This is a genomic window from Treponema endosymbiont of Eucomonympha sp. (genome assembly GCF_001028545.1).
The window spans coordinates 1-17,167 of the sequence record NZ_BBPW01000008.1 but is presented as its reverse complement, the minus strand read 5'-3'; the positions used below and the strand labels follow the sequence as shown (position 1 = coordinate 17,167).

General features: G+C 59.5%; 16 protein-coding genes, 1 pseudogene and 1 riboswitch. Of the genes and pseudogenes, 12 read left to right on the top strand and 5 right to left on the bottom strand.

Annotated elements, in window-relative coordinates; translation table 11 throughout:
* Together AWU74_RS09780 and AWU74_RS00980 are read left to right on the top strand one after the other, a co-directional pair.
* Positions 1-127 (top strand): annotated as a pseudogene (locus AWU74_RS09780) (IS5/IS1182 family transposase); the annotation flags it as partial.
* Complete coding sequence (locus tag AWU74_RS00980; protein ID WP_062326739.1) at positions 91-741, top strand: hypothetical protein; 651 nt, start codon at positions 91-93, stop codon at positions 739-741. The pseudogene AWU74_RS09780 and the gene AWU74_RS00980, both read left to right, overlap by 37 nt.
* Positions 742-852: 111 nt before the next feature.
* On the opposite strand, the gene AWU74_RS00975 is transcribed toward AWU74_RS00980, so the two are convergent.
* Positions 853-2,574: a SulP family inorganic anion transporter gene (locus AWU74_RS00975; protein WP_062326737.1), complete on the bottom strand. Its 1,722-nt coding sequence runs from the start codon at positions 2,572-2,574 to the stop codon at positions 853-855.
* Between the two features lie 514 nt (positions 2,575-3,088).
* Here AWU74_RS00975 and AWU74_RS11340 point away from each other — a divergent pair.
* Complete coding sequence (locus tag AWU74_RS11340) at positions 3,089-3,250, top strand: hypothetical protein (RefSeq protein ID WP_187150769.1); 162 nt, start codon at positions 3,089-3,091, stop codon at positions 3,248-3,250.
* A gap of 48 nt (positions 3,251-3,298) precedes the next feature.
* Positions 3,299-3,421 (top strand): hypothetical protein, encoded by a 123-nt coding sequence (locus AWU74_RS13100; protein WP_306700884.1) that lies wholly within the window; start codon positions 3,299-3,301, stop codon positions 3,419-3,421.
* Here the strand turns inward: AWU74_RS13100 and AWU74_RS09775 are convergent.
* A complete protein-coding gene (locus AWU74_RS09775) occupies positions 3,398-3,661 on the bottom strand; it encodes a hypothetical protein (protein WP_162504615.1) in 264 nt (87 codons plus the stop codon). The two genes, AWU74_RS13100 and AWU74_RS09775, sit on opposite strands and share 24 nt — an antisense overlap.
* A gap of 29 nt (positions 3,662-3,690) precedes the next feature.
* Between AWU74_RS09775 and AWU74_RS00965 the strand changes: the two genes are divergently transcribed.
* From AWU74_RS00965 to AWU74_RS00945, 5 genes are all read left to right on the top strand, one after another.
* Positions 3,691-4,449, top strand: coding sequence for a hypothetical protein (locus tag AWU74_RS00965; RefSeq protein WP_062326734.1), 759 nt, complete (start codon positions 3,691-3,693; stop codon positions 4,447-4,449).
* A gap of 258 nt (positions 4,450-4,707) precedes the next feature.
* The gene (locus AWU74_RS00960) at positions 4,708-5,730 is read left to right on the top strand and encodes an ABC transporter substrate-binding protein (protein ID WP_062326731.1); all 1,023 of its coding nucleotides are present in this window, start codon (positions 4,708-4,710) and stop codon (positions 5,728-5,730) included.
* A complete protein-coding gene (locus tag AWU74_RS00955) occupies positions 5,730-6,521 on the top strand; it encodes an ABC transporter ATP-binding protein (RefSeq protein ID WP_062326730.1) in 792 nt (263 codons plus the stop codon). Before AWU74_RS00960 ends, AWU74_RS00955 begins: the two co-directional genes overlap by 1 nt.
* A 19-nt stretch (positions 6,522-6,540) precedes the next feature.
* Positions 6,541-7,386: an ABC transporter permease gene (locus AWU74_RS00950; protein ID WP_062326728.1), complete on the top strand. Its 846-nt coding sequence runs from the start codon at positions 6,541-6,543 to the stop codon at positions 7,384-7,386.
* Positions 7,383-8,594 carry a threonine synthase gene (locus AWU74_RS00945; protein ID WP_238580109.1) on the top strand — a complete coding sequence of 404 codons (1,212 nt, stop codon included), beginning with the start codon at positions 7,383-7,385 and terminating at the stop codon, positions 8,592-8,594. The genes AWU74_RS00950 and AWU74_RS00945 overlap by 4 nt, the downstream gene beginning before the upstream one ends.
* Positions 8,595-9,412: 818 nt before the next feature.
* On the opposite strand, the gene AWU74_RS00940 is transcribed toward AWU74_RS00945, so the two are convergent.
* The 3 genes from AWU74_RS00940 to AWU74_RS00930 all read right to left on the bottom strand — a co-directional run bounded on the left by AWU74_RS00940 (position 9,413) and on the right by AWU74_RS00930 (position 12,050).
* Positions 9,413-10,188 (bottom strand): IS5 family transposase gene (locus AWU74_RS00940; RefSeq protein ID WP_438816348.1). Its coding sequence is split into 2 segments (ribosomal slippage): positions 9,413-9,810 and positions 9,810-10,188, totalling 777 coding nucleotides; the frame shifts between segments, so codons are not numbered across the junction.
* A gap of 10 nt (positions 10,189-10,198) precedes the next feature.
* Entirely contained in the window at positions 10,199-10,396 is a 198-nt protein-coding gene (locus AWU74_RS09765) for a hypothetical protein (RefSeq protein ID WP_162504612.1), read from the bottom strand.
* 262 nt (positions 10,397-10,658) lie between these two features.
* Positions 10,659-12,050, bottom strand: a complete 1,392-nt coding sequence (locus AWU74_RS00930; protein ID WP_238580108.1) for a bifunctional folylpolyglutamate synthase/dihydrofolate synthase — start codon at positions 12,048-12,050, stop codon at positions 10,659-10,661.
* A gap of 153 nt (positions 12,051-12,203) precedes the next feature.
* Here AWU74_RS00930 and AWU74_RS00925 point away from each other — a divergent pair, with 153 nt between their 5' ends.
* The 3 genes from AWU74_RS00925 to AWU74_RS00915 are packed head-to-tail and all read left to right on the top strand — an operon-like array spanning position 12,204 to position 15,705.
* A complete protein-coding gene (locus AWU74_RS00925) occupies positions 12,204-12,980 on the top strand; it encodes an ATP-binding protein (RefSeq protein ID WP_062326724.1) in 777 nt (258 codons plus the stop codon).
* Positions 12,981-12,992: 12 nt separating this feature from the next.
* On the top strand, positions 12,993-14,987 hold the full coding sequence (acsV, locus tag AWU74_RS00920) for a corrinoid activation/regeneration protein AcsV (RefSeq protein ID WP_062326722.1): 1,995 nt from the start codon (positions 12,993-12,995) through the stop codon (positions 14,985-14,987).
* On the top strand, positions 14,974-15,705 hold the full coding sequence (locus AWU74_RS00915) for a DUF3786 domain-containing protein (RefSeq protein ID WP_238580110.1): 732 nt from the start codon (positions 14,974-14,976) through the stop codon (positions 15,703-15,705). The genes acsV and AWU74_RS00915 overlap by 14 nt, the downstream gene beginning before the upstream one ends.
* A gap of 471 nt (positions 15,706-16,176) precedes the next feature.
* Positions 16,177-16,343: riboswitch (cobalamin riboswitch) on the top strand.
* The last annotated feature ends 824 nt before the right edge of the window (positions 16,344-17,167 follow it).

The window sequence follows — 17,167 nt, the reverse complement described above, 5'->3', positions numbered from 1 at the left end:
AACCGTCTTCCGTGCCCTCAAGCGCTGGCGGGGAATTGCTACGCGCTATGCAAAGCTCACCGCTTCCTTCATCGCCGCCATTCATGTCAGGTGTTTGTTTCTCTACCTTCCAGTCCACGCTACCTAGAGAGAAAGGCGGCGGCAGCCCGTTTTAATGATGGCGATTACATATTCTACTTCAAGAATGGCGCAACAGCTAGCGGAGATTGCGACGGCTATTCGTCAGAGTATGGCGGAAAGACGACAATCTATGAGTGGTGGAAAAGCGATATTAAAAACTGGATAAAACGTCTAAAAGCAGCCGGCGCAAACATTGAAACAAACTCTAATAAATACCAACATGGTTATTATTGGGTTAGTTTTCCTACAAATCTGATATACGGAACGGGACTGCATGAAATGCGCAGTGTTTGGGGAAATGAGCCAACTGGCGCTGCATATTTAAGAAGAAACGGAACAGAGACAAAAATCAAAAATACAGTTGATTTTAGATTTGCACAAACCAGCAAAGATTTTAACTGGGAATCAGGAGAGATAAAAAACCACAATCGGCGAAGCCTTTCTGTAGCTCATAGTAACAAGGACATTCCAGAATTAGGTGTTGTATTTACGTGGGGACAAGAGAAGGTCATGAACTCTGTATCAGCCCGTGGTTATTCCATAGAAGAAGTTTCAAAAGGCGAAGCTTATATCATAGATGCCAGCACCATAGAGTGGTTTGCATACGATGACGAAGGCTAATGACAATAAATTTGTCTTAGTAGCATTAGCGAGGAAGGACGCGAAAGAGCGGGGCACACGCCCCGCTCTTTTTTATGCCCGCGGCAGACGGGCAAAACAGAGCGGCGAAACTCATGTGCCTCCCTCCGCCGTCCGCCTTTCCGCCAGTTCCAGCGCGTCGCCGAGTTCCGCGACAAGGCTGTCCGCGCCGACCGCCGCGAGGAATCCGGCTTTTTCGAGCGCCTTCCGCGGCTGCTCGCGGATTTCGCACAGGACGACCCGTATCTTCCGCTTGCGGCACTGCGCGAGGAACGATTCGAGCGCCGCAATGCCGGTCGAATCGACGGCGGGCACGTCCCTCATGCGCAGAATCAGCGTGTGCGGGCGCGGCGCCACGCTGCGGAGCGTCTGCTGGAGCATGTCGGCGACGCCGAAGAAGAACGGACCAGTAATCTCGTACACCTCTATATCGCTGCGGTGCAGCGCGACGATTTCGCGGGCGGTTCCCGCTTCAATTTCCCCGAACGCCAGCTCGGCGATAAGGTCGTCGTTTTCCGCCTTGATTCCCGCGCACGCTATCATGCGGCGCAGAAACAGCGCGACGGCGAGCGCCATGCCGATTTCCACCGCGAAGGTCAGGTCGACGGCGACCGTCAAAACGCAGGTGGCGAGCAGCACGCCCGCGTCGCTTTTGGGGGCGCGGCGGAGAATGCGGGCGAAGCGCGGCAGGTTGCTCATATCCCACGAGACGACGATGAGCACGGCGGCGAGGCTCGACAGCGGGATTGCGGACGCGGCGGGCGCGAGGAACAGAATGAACAGCACGAGCGTGAGCGCGTGGACGATTCCCGCGACGGGGCTGAGCGCGCCGGATTTTATGTTCGTCGCGGTGCGGGCTATCGCGCCGGTCGCGGGGATTCCCCCGAAGGCTGCGGAGGCTATGTTGCCGATTCCTTGCGCCACCAGTTCCATATTCGCGTTGTGCCGGTCGCCGGTCATGCCGTCCGCGACGACCGCCGACAAAAGCGACTCTATCGCGGCGAGCAGGGCGACGGCGAACGCGTCGGGCAGCACCGCCCGCGCCGTCTGCCAGCCGAACGCCGGAGCCGTAAGCAGCGGGAGTTTCTGCGGGATTCCGCCGAAGCGGGTGCCTATCGTCTCAACCGGCAGCGCGAGCGCCTTGCAGAGCAGGGTCGCCGCGAGCACGCCGACGACGGCGCCCGGCACGCGCGGAAAGAAGCGCCTGACCGCGACGATGAGCGCCAGCGTGCCCGCGCCCACGGCGAGCGTCGCGGGGTCGAGCGTCGTCAGGTGCGACAGATAGCCCGCCCACTCCTCCAGAAATTCCGGCGAGCCGTCCGTTATATGGAAGCCGAAAAAGTCCTTCACCTGCTGGGAGAATATCAGCACGCCGATTCCGGCGGTGAATCCGGTCGTTACGGGGTACGGAATGTATTTGATAAAGCGCCCGATTCCGGTCAGACCCATTGCGACGAGCATAAGCCCCGCAAGCACCGTGGCGGCGACAAGCCCTTCGAGTCCGTGCTTTTCAACGATACCGAAGATTATGACGACGAACGCGCCGGTCGGGCCGCCGATTTGATAGCGGCTGCCGCCGAGCAGGCTTATGCAGAAGCCCGCGACGATAGCCGTATACAGACCCTGCGCGGGGGTGCAGCCCGCCGAAATGCTGAACGCCATAGCGAGCGGCAGCGCGACGACGCCGACGATGACGCCCGCGAGGCAGTCTTTTCCGAACGACGGCAGGCTGTAGCGGGGTTCCGCCTGCTTCGAGAACAGCTCAAACGCGCGGGGGACAAAGTCCGAGGGCTTGGCAAACGCAAAAGGTTTCATTGCGGCAGTATAGCGCGCAAGCCTTCGGCGCGCTACCGCGCGCCGAAGGCTTGCGACCGAGTTCCTTGAGGGAACTCGGCAGTATGGGTAAAGGCGCGCTACTGCGCGCCGCCGGCGTGCGACCGAGTTCCTTGAGGGAACTCGGCAGTATGGGTAAAGGCGCACTGCCGAGTTTGCAAAGCAAACCCGCGGGCGTCCGGCACATAGGGCGGGCAGGCGAACGGCAGATAGGCATAGCGCAAAGGCACGCGCCGACTGGGGCTGCCGAAATGGAGAGAAAGGGAGCGGGCTTTGCACGTTCCCTTTCTCGTCTCATAGGGGAAGCGGCGTTGCCCTTTTGGGCAACGTTCAAGTTTCTTGAAGAAACTTGACATATAGACATAGCGTACCGGTAAGCGCCGACCGGGGCTGCCGAAATGGAGAGAAAGGGAACGGGCTTTGCACGTTCCCTTTCTCGTCTCATAGGGGAAGCGGCGTTGCCCTTTTGGGCAACGTTCAAGTTTCTTGAAGAAACTTGACATATAGACATAGCGTACCGGTAAGCGCCGACCGGGGCTGCCGAAATGGAGAGAAAGGGAACGGGCTTTGCCCGTTCCCTTTCTCGTCTCATAGGGGAAGCGGCAAAACCGCTTCCCCTATGACGGCGTACAGGCAAGGCATAGGCGTTCGGCAGTAGCCGAACGACAGAGTTTTCTGAAAAAACTCTGCACAGCGGCAAGGCATAGTGGTCAAATCCCTGTATTACATAGAAATATACGGCGTACAGGCAAGACCGGACGCGACCTTTGGCGGCGTTTTTGAGCCGCTCATAGGATTTTATGCGTCACTCATAAAATTTTATGAGTGACTCAGAGGTTTTTATGCGCCGCTCATAAAATCGTATGAGTGACTCAGAGGTTTTTATGAGTCGCTCATAAAATCGTATGAATGACTCAGAGGTTTTTATGAGTCGCTCATAAAATCGTATGAGTGACCCGGAGGTTTTTATGAGCGACTCATAAAGTTGTATGAGCGGGTCGTTTGACGCCGCGTTTTTATTAAAAAAAATATTGACAGGGTGCGGAGCGTGTTGTATACTGTTACGCATAGTAAACGCATTAGCGGAGGGAAAGAAAAATGACCAAGTTCAAAAAGGCAGCCGCAAGTATTGCTTCAATTATCGCCGTTACAGCAATCGCTGGCGCCAGCATTTTAGGGTGTGACGGCTTCGCCAATGAACCAAACGAAAGCGGCGCCGGAACTGCTGCAGGACCAGAAAGAAAAGCCGCAGCCGCTCGTTTTGGCGACGGCGATTATACATTCTATTTTAAGAATGGCGCAACAGCTAGCGGAGATTGCGACGGTTATTCATCAGAGTATGGTGGTGTTACTACTATTTACGAATGGTGGCGAGACGATATTAAAAGCTGGATAAAACGTCTAAAAGCAGCCGGTGCAAACATTGAAACAAACTCTGATAAATACCATTCAGGGTATTATTGGGTTAGTTTTGATACAAGTTTGATATACGGAACTGGATTGCATGAAATGAATGGTTATACTTGGAGAGGCGAGCCAACTGGCGCTGCATATTTAAGAAGAAACGGAACAGAGACAAAAATCAAAGGAACAGTTGATTTTAAATTTGCACAAGCTGACAAAGATTTTAACTGGGAATCAGGAGAGATAAAACGCCACAGTCGAAAAGGTGTTTCCGCAGCTCATAGAAACAAGAATATTCCAGAATTGGGTATTGTATTCTCGTGGCTAAATGGTATTGCGGAAATGAACTCTGTATCAGCCCGTGGCTATTCCGTAAAAACAGTTGAAAAAAACGAAGCTTATCTCATAGATGCCAGCACCATAGAGTGGTTTGCATACGATGACGAGGGCTGATGACAATAAATTTGTCTTAGTAGCATTAGCGAGGGAGGACGCGAAAGAGCGGGGCGAACCCCCGCTCTTTTTTTATGCCCGAACGCGGCGCGGGCAACAGTGCCGTCCCGTTGGAAAAAGCGGCTTCCGCCTATGCGCCGCGAGGTTGCCCGCTATCCCGCGTAAACGGCTTGACGCGGTGTATGAATCCTAGTAAAACAATAGCATTTTAGAACATACACACGGGCATATCGCCCGGAGAATGCAAGGAGTGCGTCTATGAACAAAGAATGCGTCAGAAAACTGCTCGCGGGAATCGCGCTGTGCGCGCTGGCGGCAGGCACGGCGGGCGCCGCGGGGAAAAAGAACCCGTCCGGCGGCGGCAAGCAAACCCAGCTCCGAATCAGCAAGCAGTACGGGGTGAATTACCTGCCGCTTGTGGTGCTGGAAGGGCACAAGCTGCTCGAAAAGAACGCGAAAAAAGCCGGTCTGGGCGATATTGCGGTCAAATGGGTCACGTTCGGCGGCGGCGCCACCGCGAATGACGCCCTGCTCTCCGGCAGCGTCGATATTATCGCGGGCGGCGTCGCGCCGTTCGTGCGCTTATGGGACAAGACCGGCGGCGGCGTCAAATCGCTCGGCACGCTCGACCGCTCCCCGCTGCTGCTCAACTCCAGCAACCCGAACGTCAGGCGGCTCAGAGACTTCACCGAGAAGGATAAAATCGCCCTCCCGTCCATAAAAATCTCCATTCAGGCGCTGACGCTGCAAATCGCGGCGGCGAAGGAGTTCGGCAAAGACCGCTATGACCGGCTTGACCGCCTGACCGTCGCGCTGCCGCACCCGGACGCGCTCGTCGCGCTCACGTCGGGGCAGTCCGAAATCACCGCGCACTTTACCAACGAGCCGTTCAGCGCGACGGAACTGCAGAACAAAAATATCCACCAAGTGCTGCGCTCATACGACGTGCTCGGAGGCGCGCACACGACAAATCTGCTCTCCACCACCGACAAGTGGTACCGCGACAACCCGCGCCTCGCGGCGGTGCTCCTCGAATCGCTGAACGAGGCGGACGAGTGGATCGCGGGACACAGGCGGGAAGCGGCGCAGTTGTATCTGCACGTTGCGAAGTCGAAAGAATCGGTCGACCTGCTCGTGCAGATTATCAGCGACCCCGACATAACTTTCAGCACGAAGCCGCTCAACGTAACGGCGTTCAGCGACTTTCTGTACGAGACGGGGGCGATTTCAAGGAAGCCGGCGCAAAACGAGCTGTTCTTCGACACGGTGCTTGCGCAGTAATGCTTCCTTCGGCGCCGGAAGCGCCGTTTCTGTCGGTGCGGGATTTGACCCTGCAATACAAGACCGAGCGGCATTTGGTTACCGCGACGCGCGAGGTGTCGTTTCAGGTGGAGCGAGCCGACCGGCTCATCCTGCTGGGACCGTCGGGCTGCGGCAAATCGACGATTCTCAAGGCTATCGGCGGGTTCATAAAACCTGCGGGCGGCTCCATATCGCTGAGCGGCGTGCAGGTGAAAAAACCGGGCGCGGACCGGGCTTTTGTGTTTCAGGAGTTTGACCAGCTGCTGCCGTGGAAAACCGCGCTGGGAAATATCGTGTTCGCCATTCGGGAAACGCGGAAAACCGGCGCGAAAGAAGCCGCGGAAGAAGCGCGCGGGCTTTTGCGGAAGGTGAACCTCGCGCAGTTTGCGGACAGCTACCCTCACGCGCTTTCCGGCGGCATGAAACAGCGGGTCGCAATTGCGCGCTGCCTTGCGCTGAAGTCAAAAATCATCTTAATGGACGAGCCCTTCGCGTCGCTGGACGCGCTCACGCGGCAGCAAATGCAGGAAGACCTGCTTGCGCTGTGGGCGGACACGAAGTTTACGCTCATTTTCGTAACGCATTCCATAGACGAGGCTTTGATGCTCGGCTCCCGCATCGTGCTGCTCTCGCCGCACCCCGGCCGCGTCGTCGACGAAATCAGCGTCGACTGGCCGGGCGCCGACTCGCGCACGCGCCCCGAATACGCCGCGCTGAAAGAAAAAATCTCCCGCACCCTCTTTAAGGACAAACTGAACCCCGTCATCTGAGGGGCAAACGGAGCGCTCTATGGAACATACGCTGAAACAAGACCCTGCCGCCGAAGGCGAAATCAGCGTGCGGCGGCTTTCACCGTGGGAAAAACTGTACCAGTGTTCCGCGTTCAGGAAGGGCGCGTTGCTCCTGCTGCTTGCGCTCGCGTGGCAGGGATACGCGACAGCGCTCGGCAACAAGCTCATGTTCCCCACGCTGACCGATACCCTGCGCGGGTTTGCCGAAGCGGTGCGAAGCGGCGAGTTGCCCGCCCGCACCGCCGTCTCGCTCCGCGTCATCTTTTTCGCCTACCTTATCGGCGTGCTGCTGGCAGGGCTGCTCACCGTCTTTGCCGTTACGACGCGGATAGGCACCGATTTTCTGGAAATCCTTACCGCAATGTTCAACCCGCTGCCGGCAATAGCGCTGCTGCCGCTGGCGCTGCTCTGGTTCGGACTGGGAAACCCCAGCATCATGTTCGTGATTGTTCACTCGGTGATATGGCCGGTCGCGCTCAATATCCATTCCGGCTTTATGGGCGTGAGCGGCACGCTCCGTATGGTCGGCAGGAACTACGGGCTTTCCGGATTTCCGTTCGTGTTCAAAATATTGATTCCCGCGGCGTTCCCCCACATTCTGACCGGCGCCAAAGTCGGCTGGGCGTTTTCGTGGCGGACGCTTATCGCGGCGGAGCTGGTGTTCGGCGTCAGTTCCGGCAGCGGCGGGCTGGGCTGGTTCATCTACGAAAAGAAAAATCAGCTCGACATACATTTGGTGTTCGCCGGTCTTCTGACGGTCATCATCATCGGGGTACTCATCGAGGGCATCGTATTCAAGTTTATCGAGCAAAAAACGGTGGTAAAATGGGGAATGCAGTTTTGAGCGGGACGCGGAGTTTTATCAGCGGGCTTATCTGCCCGAAGTGCGGCAGCCGGTACGACTGCCGCGAGGTTCAGCACCTGTGCCGCTGCGGTTCGCCGCTCCTGGCGGAATACGATTTGGCGGCTGCCGCCAAAAGCGTTACGCCCGAAATCATCAAAACCCGACCGCCGACGCTGTGGCGGTATCGCGAGCTGCTGCCGGTGCTGGACGAAGCGAATATCGTGTCGCTGGGCGAAGGCTATACGCCGCTCACCGAGCTGCCGAAGCTCGCGCTGCGGCACGGATTCGGCGCGCTGTATCTGAAAGACGAAGGCGTCATCCCCACCGGCACATTTAAGGCGCGGGGCGCGGCGGTCGGCGTGTCGAAAGCAAAGGAACTCGGCGTGCGGCATTTTGCCATGCCGACCAACGGCAACGCGGGAGCGGCGTGGGCGGCATACGGGGCGCGGGCGGGCATTGCGGCGCACCTCGTCATGCCGGAAGGCGCGACGCTCGCCGCGCGGAACGAAAGCGCCGTCTGCGGCGCGTCGGTGCATATGGTCAAAGGGCTTATCAGCGACTGCGGCGGCATTCTGTCCCGCTCGATTCCGGCGCACGGCTGGTACGACGCGAGCACGCTGAAAGAGCCGTACCGCATAGAGGGCAAAAAGACTATGGGCTATGAAATCGCCGAGCAACTGGGCTGGCGCGTTCCCGACATAATCGCGTACCCTGCCGGCGGCGGGGTCGGCATCATCGGGATTTACAAGGCGCTCAAAGAAATGCAGGCACTGGGCTGGATTGGGGGAAAGCTGCCGCGGCTTGTGGCTGTGCAGGCGGAGGGCTGCGCGCCCATAGTGCGCGCGTTTCGGCGCGGGGCGGCGGAGAGCGAGTTTTTCCCCGATTCAAAGACGGTGGCGTTCGGAATCAACGTGCCCAAGGCGATCGGCGATTTTCTGGTGCTGCAAGCCCTGTACGGGACCGGCGGCTGCGCCGTCGCGGTGAGCGACGCGGAAATCCTCGGCGCGGTGTCCGAGCTCGCCTCCGCCGAAGGGCTTTTTGTCTGCCCCGAAGGAGCGGCGGCGTTTGCGGGCTTGAAGAAGCTGCGAGCCGAAAACTGGGTCGCGGCGGGGGACACCGCGGCAGTGCTCAACACCGGCGCCGGCATAAAATACCCCGACACGTTGCGTTTTGATTTGCCCTATTGCCCGGTCGAGGGCACGGTGTAAGCGTTCGGCGGTAGCCGTGCTGCGCACGGGTATCGTTCGAGTTTCCTCAAGAAACTCGACATAAAAGTTGTAGCCGAATGACAGAGTTTGTCGCACGCCGAAGGCGTGCTACCGAGTTTGCAAAGCAAACTCGCTTGGCATAGAGGTGAGACATATAGGGCGGCGCAGATTCCTGACTATAGGCAGCGCTCATTTGTCGCACACCCAAGGCATACGGTCGGGCGGGAAAGAGAGCGGGCAAAGCCCATTTGCCGCTTCCCCTATAACGGCGCGTAGGCAAAATCCGTGCGTCCCGGAACATTCGGGGAACGCCCCGGAACTTCCAGAGGAAGCCCCGAAACCTTCGGGGGGGGAACGGTTTCAGCCTCTGTACCGCGCGTTTGGGCATAAAAAAAGAGCGGGGCTGCGTCCCGCTCTTGCGTGTCTTGCCTCTGTGCCGAGTTACCCGCGCGGAGCGCGGGTAACTCGGCTAATGCCTAAACCAACTGCCATAGCGCCAATCAAAACGTTCTTTGTCATTTTTTGTTCCTTTCCGCAGCGGTTTTATTTCCAATACGTAGTATTTCCGAATATGACTGAACGCTCATCCCCTGCTATTGATATAATTTTCGTTACATCAACGGAGATATAATCACTTATATGTTGATAAGGTATGCCAACTGATTGCAAATGACGTTCGAATTTTTTCTGATAGCTACTCATAACGAAAGCATATTTAAAACTTTGTTCACTTTTTTTAAAAGCGTAAAATAGATATTCCCATTCATCAGCTCCCCAAAAGCTATTTTGATCAAATTCTGTCTTGCCTGTCGGTCCTTCTAGGTAGCGTGGGCTGGAAGGTAGAGGAATAAACACCTGACATGAATAGCGGCGATGAAGGAAGCGGTGAGCTTTGCGCAGTGCGCAGCGATTCCCCGCCGGCGTTTGAGGACACGGAAGATGTTTTCAATGACGTGCCGTGCCCGATACAGTTCATGGCTGTATGCTCTCTGCTCTTTCCGGCTTTTAACCGGAGGGATGACGGCTGTTATATCCGCTTCTTTAAGCATATCGAGCAGCTCGTTCGTGTCATACGCCTTGTCCGCAAGGAACGCTTCCGCTTCCAAATCCTCCATAAGGAGAGGCGCTTGGCTGCAGTCCGCGACAGTACCGCTTGTCACAATGCCGCTTGCCGGTATCCCGTACTCGTCAACCACAAGGTGTAATTTGCTGTTCAGCCCCCTTTTGTGCGGCTAATGTCCTGACTGCCGCCTTGTGCCCCGCATGCGTCCGCGTGTGCCTTGATATACGTCGAATCTATCATAAAGATATCTCCGGCAGGCTCGCCTATTGCGGCGTCCGCCAGCATTTTCCATATTCCCTTGTCCCGCCAGCGGCAAAACCGCTTATGCATGCTGTTCCAGTTCCCGAATTCCGGCGGTATATCCCTCCACGGAGCGCCCGTGCGCGTCTGCCACGCTACCGCGTTGATAAACAAACGGTTGTCTTTCGCTACTCCCCCGCGTTTTCCTGCCTGTCCGGGCAGCAGGTCTTTTATCCGTTCCCACGCCTCGTCGCTTATATCGTGCCGGTGAATGCCTTCATTTTCTTTCATGCTTCCCATTTTACCTCTTTCCCTTTATCCAGTCCACACTACCTAGCCAAATATGGTTATAATACGAAAACCTGCCATGATTTCCTTCTTTGCTTATATCCCCGCTTGGAGAACTTGTCGAACTGTTGCAGGAATAGAGAGCGGCTCCTAATCCTGTAATGGCGATAATTGCGGCAATACGTGTGGCTGCCTTTTTGAACTTTGTCATTTTTCTTTCCCTCCGGCAATGCGTTTAATATGCATAAAAGCATAAAATATATTCCGCATTCTGTCAATATTTTTGGGCTGTTTCCGCGCTTTTCGCGGCTTCCCCGTAATCTTTCGCGGACTCCCCGAAAGGGGAACAAGCCACGCATAAAATTTTGCGGGCGACCTGCAAGAGTCTGCGAACGACGTGTCCGGTGCTGCCTGCACCGACCTATATGCAGAGTTTCCTCAAGAAACTCTGTCGTTCGGCTACTGCCGAACGCTTATGCTTCTTTGCCGAGTTTTCTGATTTCCGCCGCAAGATAGAACGAGCCGGTTCCCAGCACAGGCAGTCCCGCCGCGCGCCCCGCGTCCAGTGCGCGCCGAATCGCCGGCGCCGTGTCCGGCACAAACTCGATTTGCGGCGGGCGCCCGCCCGCCTCGCGCCGCGCCTGCTCGAACGCCTCGCGCACCCTCTCCGGCCGACTCGCCGTGCCGGAGCCGGGCGCGGTAATGACGATGCGCGAGAAATGCCCGAGCAGCGTCCGCGCCATTGCGCCCGCGTTTTTGCCCGCCGCGCAGCCGAACAGCAGAATGCCGCCCTCGCCGTACAGCGCGGCAAATGTCCGCGCGCACCAGCCCGCGCTGGCTTCCGTATGCGCCCCGTCGACTATGACCGGAGGGTCGTCGCTGACCCGCTCAAAGCGCGCCGGAATCCTGAACGCCGCAAGCCCCCGCCGGACAGCCTCATCGCCGACCTCGGGAAACGCTTTGCGCACGGCGAGCACGGCGAGCGCGGCGTTCAGCGCCTGTATCTCGCCGGGGATTGTTATGAAAAGCGCGAGCGGCGGCGCGCTCGCCCTGCCGAACGAGGAGCCGTCCGTGTAGCGCAGGGTAAAATCCGTGCCGTTGCGGGAGAGGCGCAGGTTTTCGACCGCTGCGGCGTCGGGGAGATAGCAGAGCGGCGCGCCCTTTTCGGCGGCGGCAGCCCGGAATACCGCCAGCGCGTCGCCCGGCTGCTCCGCAATGACGACCGGCTTCCCCGCCTTGATTATGCCCGCTTTTTCGGCGGCGATTGCGGCGATAGTGCCGCCGAGAAACTCGGTGTGCTCCAGCTCGATTCCGGTAATCGCCGCCGCGAGCGGCTCCACGATATTCGTCGGGTCAAGCCGCCCGCCCATTCCGGTCTCCACCGCAAGCGCGTTGCAGCCGCCTTCCCGCGCGCAGAGAAAAAAGTAGAGCGTCAGCAGCTCAAAGAAGCTGGGCGGCTCGCCCTGAAAAAGGCGGCGGGCGGGATTTGCGCGGGCGGAGACCGCCTCGGCGGCGGCGCGGAGTTCGTTCCCTGCGGCGGCGTACACCGCCTCGCTGAAGAACGCGCCGTCCACGGTGATTCGCTCGCGGTATTCCGTCACGTGGGGCGACACATAGCGCGCCGCCCTGTATCCCGCCGCGGACAGGATGCTCGACGCCATTCCGGTTACCGAGCCCTTGCCTTTCGTGCCCGCCACGTGAACGGACGGCGCGCTGCGTTCCGGGCAGCCCGCGGCGTCAGCGAGCGCGCGCATTCGTTCGGGGCGCAGCGCCGCCTGTCCCTGAGGGGGAACGATAAACCGCTCAAGCCACGCGAACACGTCGGCGGACGACGCAAACGGCGCGGCGTTTTGTCTTGTCTTCACGGCATACCCTGTTTCTGTGCCAGCGCGGCTGCGCTGGTTCATAAGCCGCGCGGCGCCGAACGTCCCAAGCCGCTTATTCTCGGCTTGACAGCGATTTTTGCCCAGACTACAATGCGCGCGCAGCTTTAGCAAGCCCGACGCACGGAGGCGGCGATGACGTATACGATAGCAATGGCAGGAAAAGGCGGCACAGGCAAGACGACCGTCTGCGGCTTGTTCATAGATTATCTGACAAAAGCGGGAAAAGGTCCAATCCTTGCGGTGGACGCCGACGCCAATTCCAACCTGAACGAAGTGCTCGGCATAAAGTCCGCCCTCACGCTCGGAGACATACGCGAAGACCTCGCCCACGCGGGCATTGCGGAGAACAGCCCTATTCCCCAAAACATGACGAAGAAAGAATACGCCGACTTCAAGTTTTCTTCCGCGCTGGTGGAAGAAGACAGCTACGACTTCCTCGCAATGGGGCGGACGCAGGGAAAAGGCTGCTATTGCTATGTCAACGACGTGCTCCGCGAGCAGATACAGAAATACTATAAAAATTATAAATACCTCATCGTGGACAACGAAGCCGGGCTTGAGCATATCAGCCGGGGAATCCTGCCTCCGGTCGACCAGATACTGCTGGTGAGCGACTGCTCGCGGCGCGGAATCCAAGCCGCCGGGCGCATTGCCGAGATGATTCGGCAGCTCGACCTGAAGGTGAAGGCTATGCGGCTTATCGTGAACCGCGCGCCGGGCGGCGCGCTCAGCGACGGCATTTCCGAAGAGATTGCAGCGCAAAAGCTGACGCTTGCGGGCGTCATTCCGCAGGACGAACTGGTCTACGAATACGATTCGGCGGGAAAGCCGCTCGTCGCGCTGCCGGAGTCCTCAGCGGTCAAGCGGGCTCTGGCGGGCATTATCCAAAAGCTGGAACTCCCCGCTTGATTTAGGAACATTATGCGCACAAGCGGATACAGCGTTACCTTCAAGGTGGAAAACGGCGCGGACGCAGAGGGTTTTGCCGCCCCGGGCGAATCCCTGTTCGACGCGGCGCAGAACGCCGGCGTGGTCATCGACGCGCCCTGTTCCGGCAACGGAACCTGCGGCAAATGCCGCCTGAAGCTGCTTTCCGGCGAGGCGGAAGGCGGGGATTCGGGCGCGCGGCACCTTTCGGCAGCGGAATACGCCGCCGGCTGGCGGCTCGCTTGCGCGACAAGGCCCCGCTCCGACGTCGCGGTGCAGGTGCCCGCTTCGTCGCTGGCGTGGCAGAATCGCATACGGATAACGGATTTTTCGGGTGAACGCGAGCGGGCTGTTTTTGCCGAACTGCGGGACAACCTGAAGGGAATGGGTTTTGCCGACGACAGCGGCTTGAGCCTTATGACACTGCACCTCGCCCCTCCCTCGCTCGACGACCCCGCCGCCGACCGCGAGCGCCTCGCGCGCGCCCTCGCGGCGGAAACCGGCGCCAGCGAAAACACCCTGCGCCTTGCGCTCTCTGCGCTCCGCAAGCTCCCGCTCGCGGCGCGGGAATCCGGCTTCGCGCTCGCCTGCGTCCTCCGCCGCGAAAACGGCGGCGTCACGGTGCTGGACGTTTTGCCCGTCAGCGCGGATTCGCCTCTTGGCGCTGATTCGCCGTCTGACGCGGGGCTGTACGGGCTTGCCGTAGATATTGGCACGACGACGGTCTCTCTGCTGCTGGTCAACCTGCAAACAAGCGAGCCGGTCGCGGCGGCTTCCGGCGGGAACGGGCAGATTCGCTACGGGGCGGACGTGATAAACCGCATAATCGAAAGCACGCGGAAGGGCGGCGTCGAGCGGCTGCGGAAAGCGGTTGCCGACGAGTGCATCGTGCCGCTTGTAAAGCGGCTGTGCCGGACGGCGGGAATCGCCCCGGAGCGGATTTACCGCGTCGCGCTCGCCGCGAACACCACGATGACGCACCTGTTTCTGGGCGTTCCGGCGGAGCACCTGCGGCTTGAGCCGTATGTGCCGGCGTTCTTCTGCGCCGACGGCGTGCGCGGCGCGGAACTGCGAATCGGCGCGCACCCCGACGCGGAGGCGGTCATCGCGCCGGCTATCGGGAGCTACGTGGGCGGCGATATTACGGCGGGCGTGTTCGCTTCTATGCTCTTCAGGGACGACTCCCTTTCCCTGTTCATAGACCTCGGCACCAACGCGGAACTCGTGCTCGGCAGCGCCGAGTTCCTTATGTCCTGCGCCTGTTCCGCGGGACCCGCCTTTGAAGGCGGCGACATACGCTGCGGCATGAGGGCGACGAACGGCGCGGTCGAAGCCTGCATTATAGACGCGGACACTATGGAACCGACGCTGACGGTCATCGGCGCTCCCGACGGCATTGTGAAGCAGAAGCCTGCCGGAATCTGCGGGTCGGGCATCATCGCGCTTATCGGCGAGCTGTTCCGCTGCGGAATCATCAACGCGAAGGGGCGCTTCATCCGAGACGGCACGCGGGTGCGGCGCGACGAGTGGGGCGGGGCGGGGTATGTCGCCGCGTTTGAGGCGGAAACGGAGAGCGGCAGCCCCATAGTGCTGAGCGAGACGGATATAGACAACTTTGTCCGCGCCAAAGCCGCGATATTCTCGGCGGTGCGGACGATGCTCGCCATGCTCGATATGCCGCTGGAGGCGATAGCGCGCGTCTATTTCGCGGGCGGAATCGGGAGCGGAATCAGCGTGGAACGCGCTATCGACATAGGGCTGTTCCCGAACCTGCCGCTCGAACGGTACCGGTATATCGGCAACAGCTCGCTGTCCGGCGCATATGCTATGCTCTGTTCGCGGGGCGCCGCCGCGAAGGTCGCGGAAATCAGCCGGAGCATGACCTATATCGAACTGTCGTCCCACCCCCGCTATATGGAAGAGTTCGTCGCCGCGTGCTTCCTGCCGCACACCGACGGCTCGCTGTTTGAGCGCCGTGCTTCCCCCTGAACGAAAGAACCAGCAGACGGACGTGCCGCTGGCGCATTATCTGGCGCGGTATCGGGCGCTCGACCCGCGCGAGGCGGCGTCCCGCTGCGCGCTGGCGTTCGACGGGGCGGCTTCCGCGTTCTCGCTCCGGCTTATGGGGACGGAATACCGCGCCTCGTTCCCCGGCTTCGACGTGCGGGACGGCGTCGGGCGGGGACTTCGGAACCCGTATGAGCGGATACTGCTCGCGCGGTACCTGTGCGAGGGGCGGCACATCGCGCCGAGGGGGGCGCAGCTTGCCTATCAGGAGATTCCGTGGGGGCAGGTGTATTACGCCAGCTTCCGGGGGCGCTGCATTGAGCGGCTTGCGCGCGCGTTCGGGGCGGACGCCGGCGGGCTGAAGCGCGCGGCGGAGTCGCTGGCGATTTGCGCCGAGCCGCTCGTGGCGGGAGACGCGGCGTACCGGTTCGAGTTTATGAGCGGGCTGTATATGAGCGTGCTGCTCTGGGGCGCGGACGACGAGTTCCCCGCTTCGGCGCAGATGCTGTTTGACGACAACTTTGCCGCCGCGTTCACCGCCGAGGATATAGCCGCCGCCGGAGAGATAGCCATAGCGCGGCTGAAAGAGGCTGCGGTCGGCGGAGCACGAGTATCGTTCGAGTTTCTTGAGGAAACTGCCGCACGCCAAAGGCGTGCTACCGAGTTCCTTGAAGGAACTCGACACATAGGGCGGGATTAGGTAAAAACAGGCAAAGCATAGGGGCAGGCGCGGACGCAAAAAGAGCAGGGTTTTCGCAAGAAAATAGAAGCAGAAGGGCTCAGGCAGGCGCGGACGCAAAAAGAGCAGGGTTTTCGCCCTGCTCTTTTTGTCTCTATGGCTTGCCTATAAGTAAAGCCTTTACGCCGTAATACGGATAAACCTCTGCCGAGGGGTTTGCCGAATGGTAAAGAAAGGGAACAGGCAAAAGCCTGTTCCCTTTCTCGTCACATAGGAAAAGCGGTCTTGCCGCTTTCCCTATGACGACCCGCCCGCGTCAGGCTTTGAAACCCGCTCATGTTTGACCTTGAAACCCGCCCGTGTTGGGACGTCAAACCTGCCCGTGTTTCAAGCCCAAGCAGAGGCGGACTTGAAATCTCCGCATTCCCTCTCCCCGTCCGCTCCCCACTGGACAAACCTTCCCGTATCCGATATATTTGTTTCCATACTTCAAAGGAAGTGAGGCGCGCGGCTTTCGCCGCAAATCCTCCGCTATCCCGTAACTGTGATAGGCGCTGACCGCTTTCAAAAAGCCGGTCTGCCGCCTGCGCGGACAACAGCCACTGGCATTCGTGCCGGGAAGGCTCGCGCAGACGGTCAAGCCTTAAGCCAGGAGACTTTGGTATACGCGTTCGGCGGCTGCCGAACGACAGAGGCGTTCCCTTTTGGCGGGCGCCGAATGCAGCTTCAGGCTTCGAGGACAGAGCCGGAGGGACGCAGATGCTTCATTTATTCTTCATAACACAGTCTCCGCATAGCGCTTCGACGTGTTCCGCCCCGTGCGCCGCGCATTCACTCTCGGTTTCGCCCAGCGCGCTTGTGCCAAATGCTCGCGCCGCGGACGGCGCGTCTTTGTCTCCCTGCCGTACCCGGCGCTACAAACGCGGCGGGTTCAAGCGTGCCCGTATGCGTTGCCTTTATGCCGCGAGTTTGCCTGCCTGCCGTGTTTCCTCAAGAAAATCGAATGTTCCCCTTGCGGGGAACGCCCTCTCCCCGCGCGTTTTCCAGCCTCCGTAAGGCATTTGGAACAGTCCTATTCAACAGTTCGGAACACAAACGGAACGGCTCGGAACACGGGCGCAACAAGCGCGCGAGCGACGAGAGCCTTGTTTTTATACCAGTGCGGGGGCGTATGCCTTCGCGGAAGATTATCGATAAGGAGCATGATTATGAAAAAGCAGAATGTATATGCGGCGGGACTATGGGGCGCCGCGCTATCGCTGGCTCTGCTGGCGGGAGCAGCGGGGTGCAATAACGGCGCAGCGTCCACTTATACCCCCCCCCCCCCCCCCCCCCCCCCCGCCCCCCCCACCCCCCCCGCCCCACCCCGGCGCCCCACCCGCGCCGCCCCCCCCCCCACCCCCCGGGCTACCGCCTACGAACGGGGCGGAGGCGTGCAGAGTCAAAAAACTCCCCGCGCCGGTCACCATCACTTCGCACAACA

Excerpts from the sequence above, each read along its gene's own strand:
- AWU74_RS00925 (WP_062326724.1), top strand. The coding sequence starts at position 12,204 with ATGACGTATACGATAGCAATGGCAGGAAAAGGCGGCACAGGCAAGACG.
- AWU74_RS00955 (WP_062326730.1), top strand. The coding sequence starts at position 5,730 with ATGCTTCCTTCGGCGCCGGAAGCGCCGTTTCTGTCGGTGCGGGATTTG.
- acsV (WP_062326722.1), top strand. The coding sequence starts at position 12,993 with ATGCGCACAAGCGGATACAGCGTTACCTTCAAGGTGGAAAACGGCGCG.
- AWU74_RS00965 (WP_062326734.1), top strand. The coding sequence starts at position 3,691 with ATGACCAAGTTCAAAAAGGCAGCCGCAAGTATTGCTTCAATTATCGCC.
- AWU74_RS00950 (WP_062326728.1), top strand. The coding sequence starts at position 6,541 with ATGGAACATACGCTGAAACAAGACCCTGCCGCCGAAGGCGAAATCAGC.
- AWU74_RS09765 (WP_162504612.1), bottom strand. The coding sequence starts at position 10,396 with ATGACAAAGTTCAAAAAGGCAGCCACACGTATTGCCGCAATTATCGCC.
- AWU74_RS09775 (WP_162504615.1), bottom strand. The coding sequence starts at position 3,661 with ATGCGTAACAGTATACAACACGCTCCGCACCCTGTCAATATTTTTTTT.
- AWU74_RS00975 (WP_062326737.1), bottom strand. The coding sequence starts at position 2,574 with ATGAAACCTTTTGCGTTTGCCAAGCCCTCGGACTTTGTCCCCCGCGCG.
- AWU74_RS00960 (WP_062326731.1), top strand. The coding sequence starts at position 4,708 with ATGAACAAAGAATGCGTCAGAAAACTGCTCGCGGGAATCGCGCTGTGC.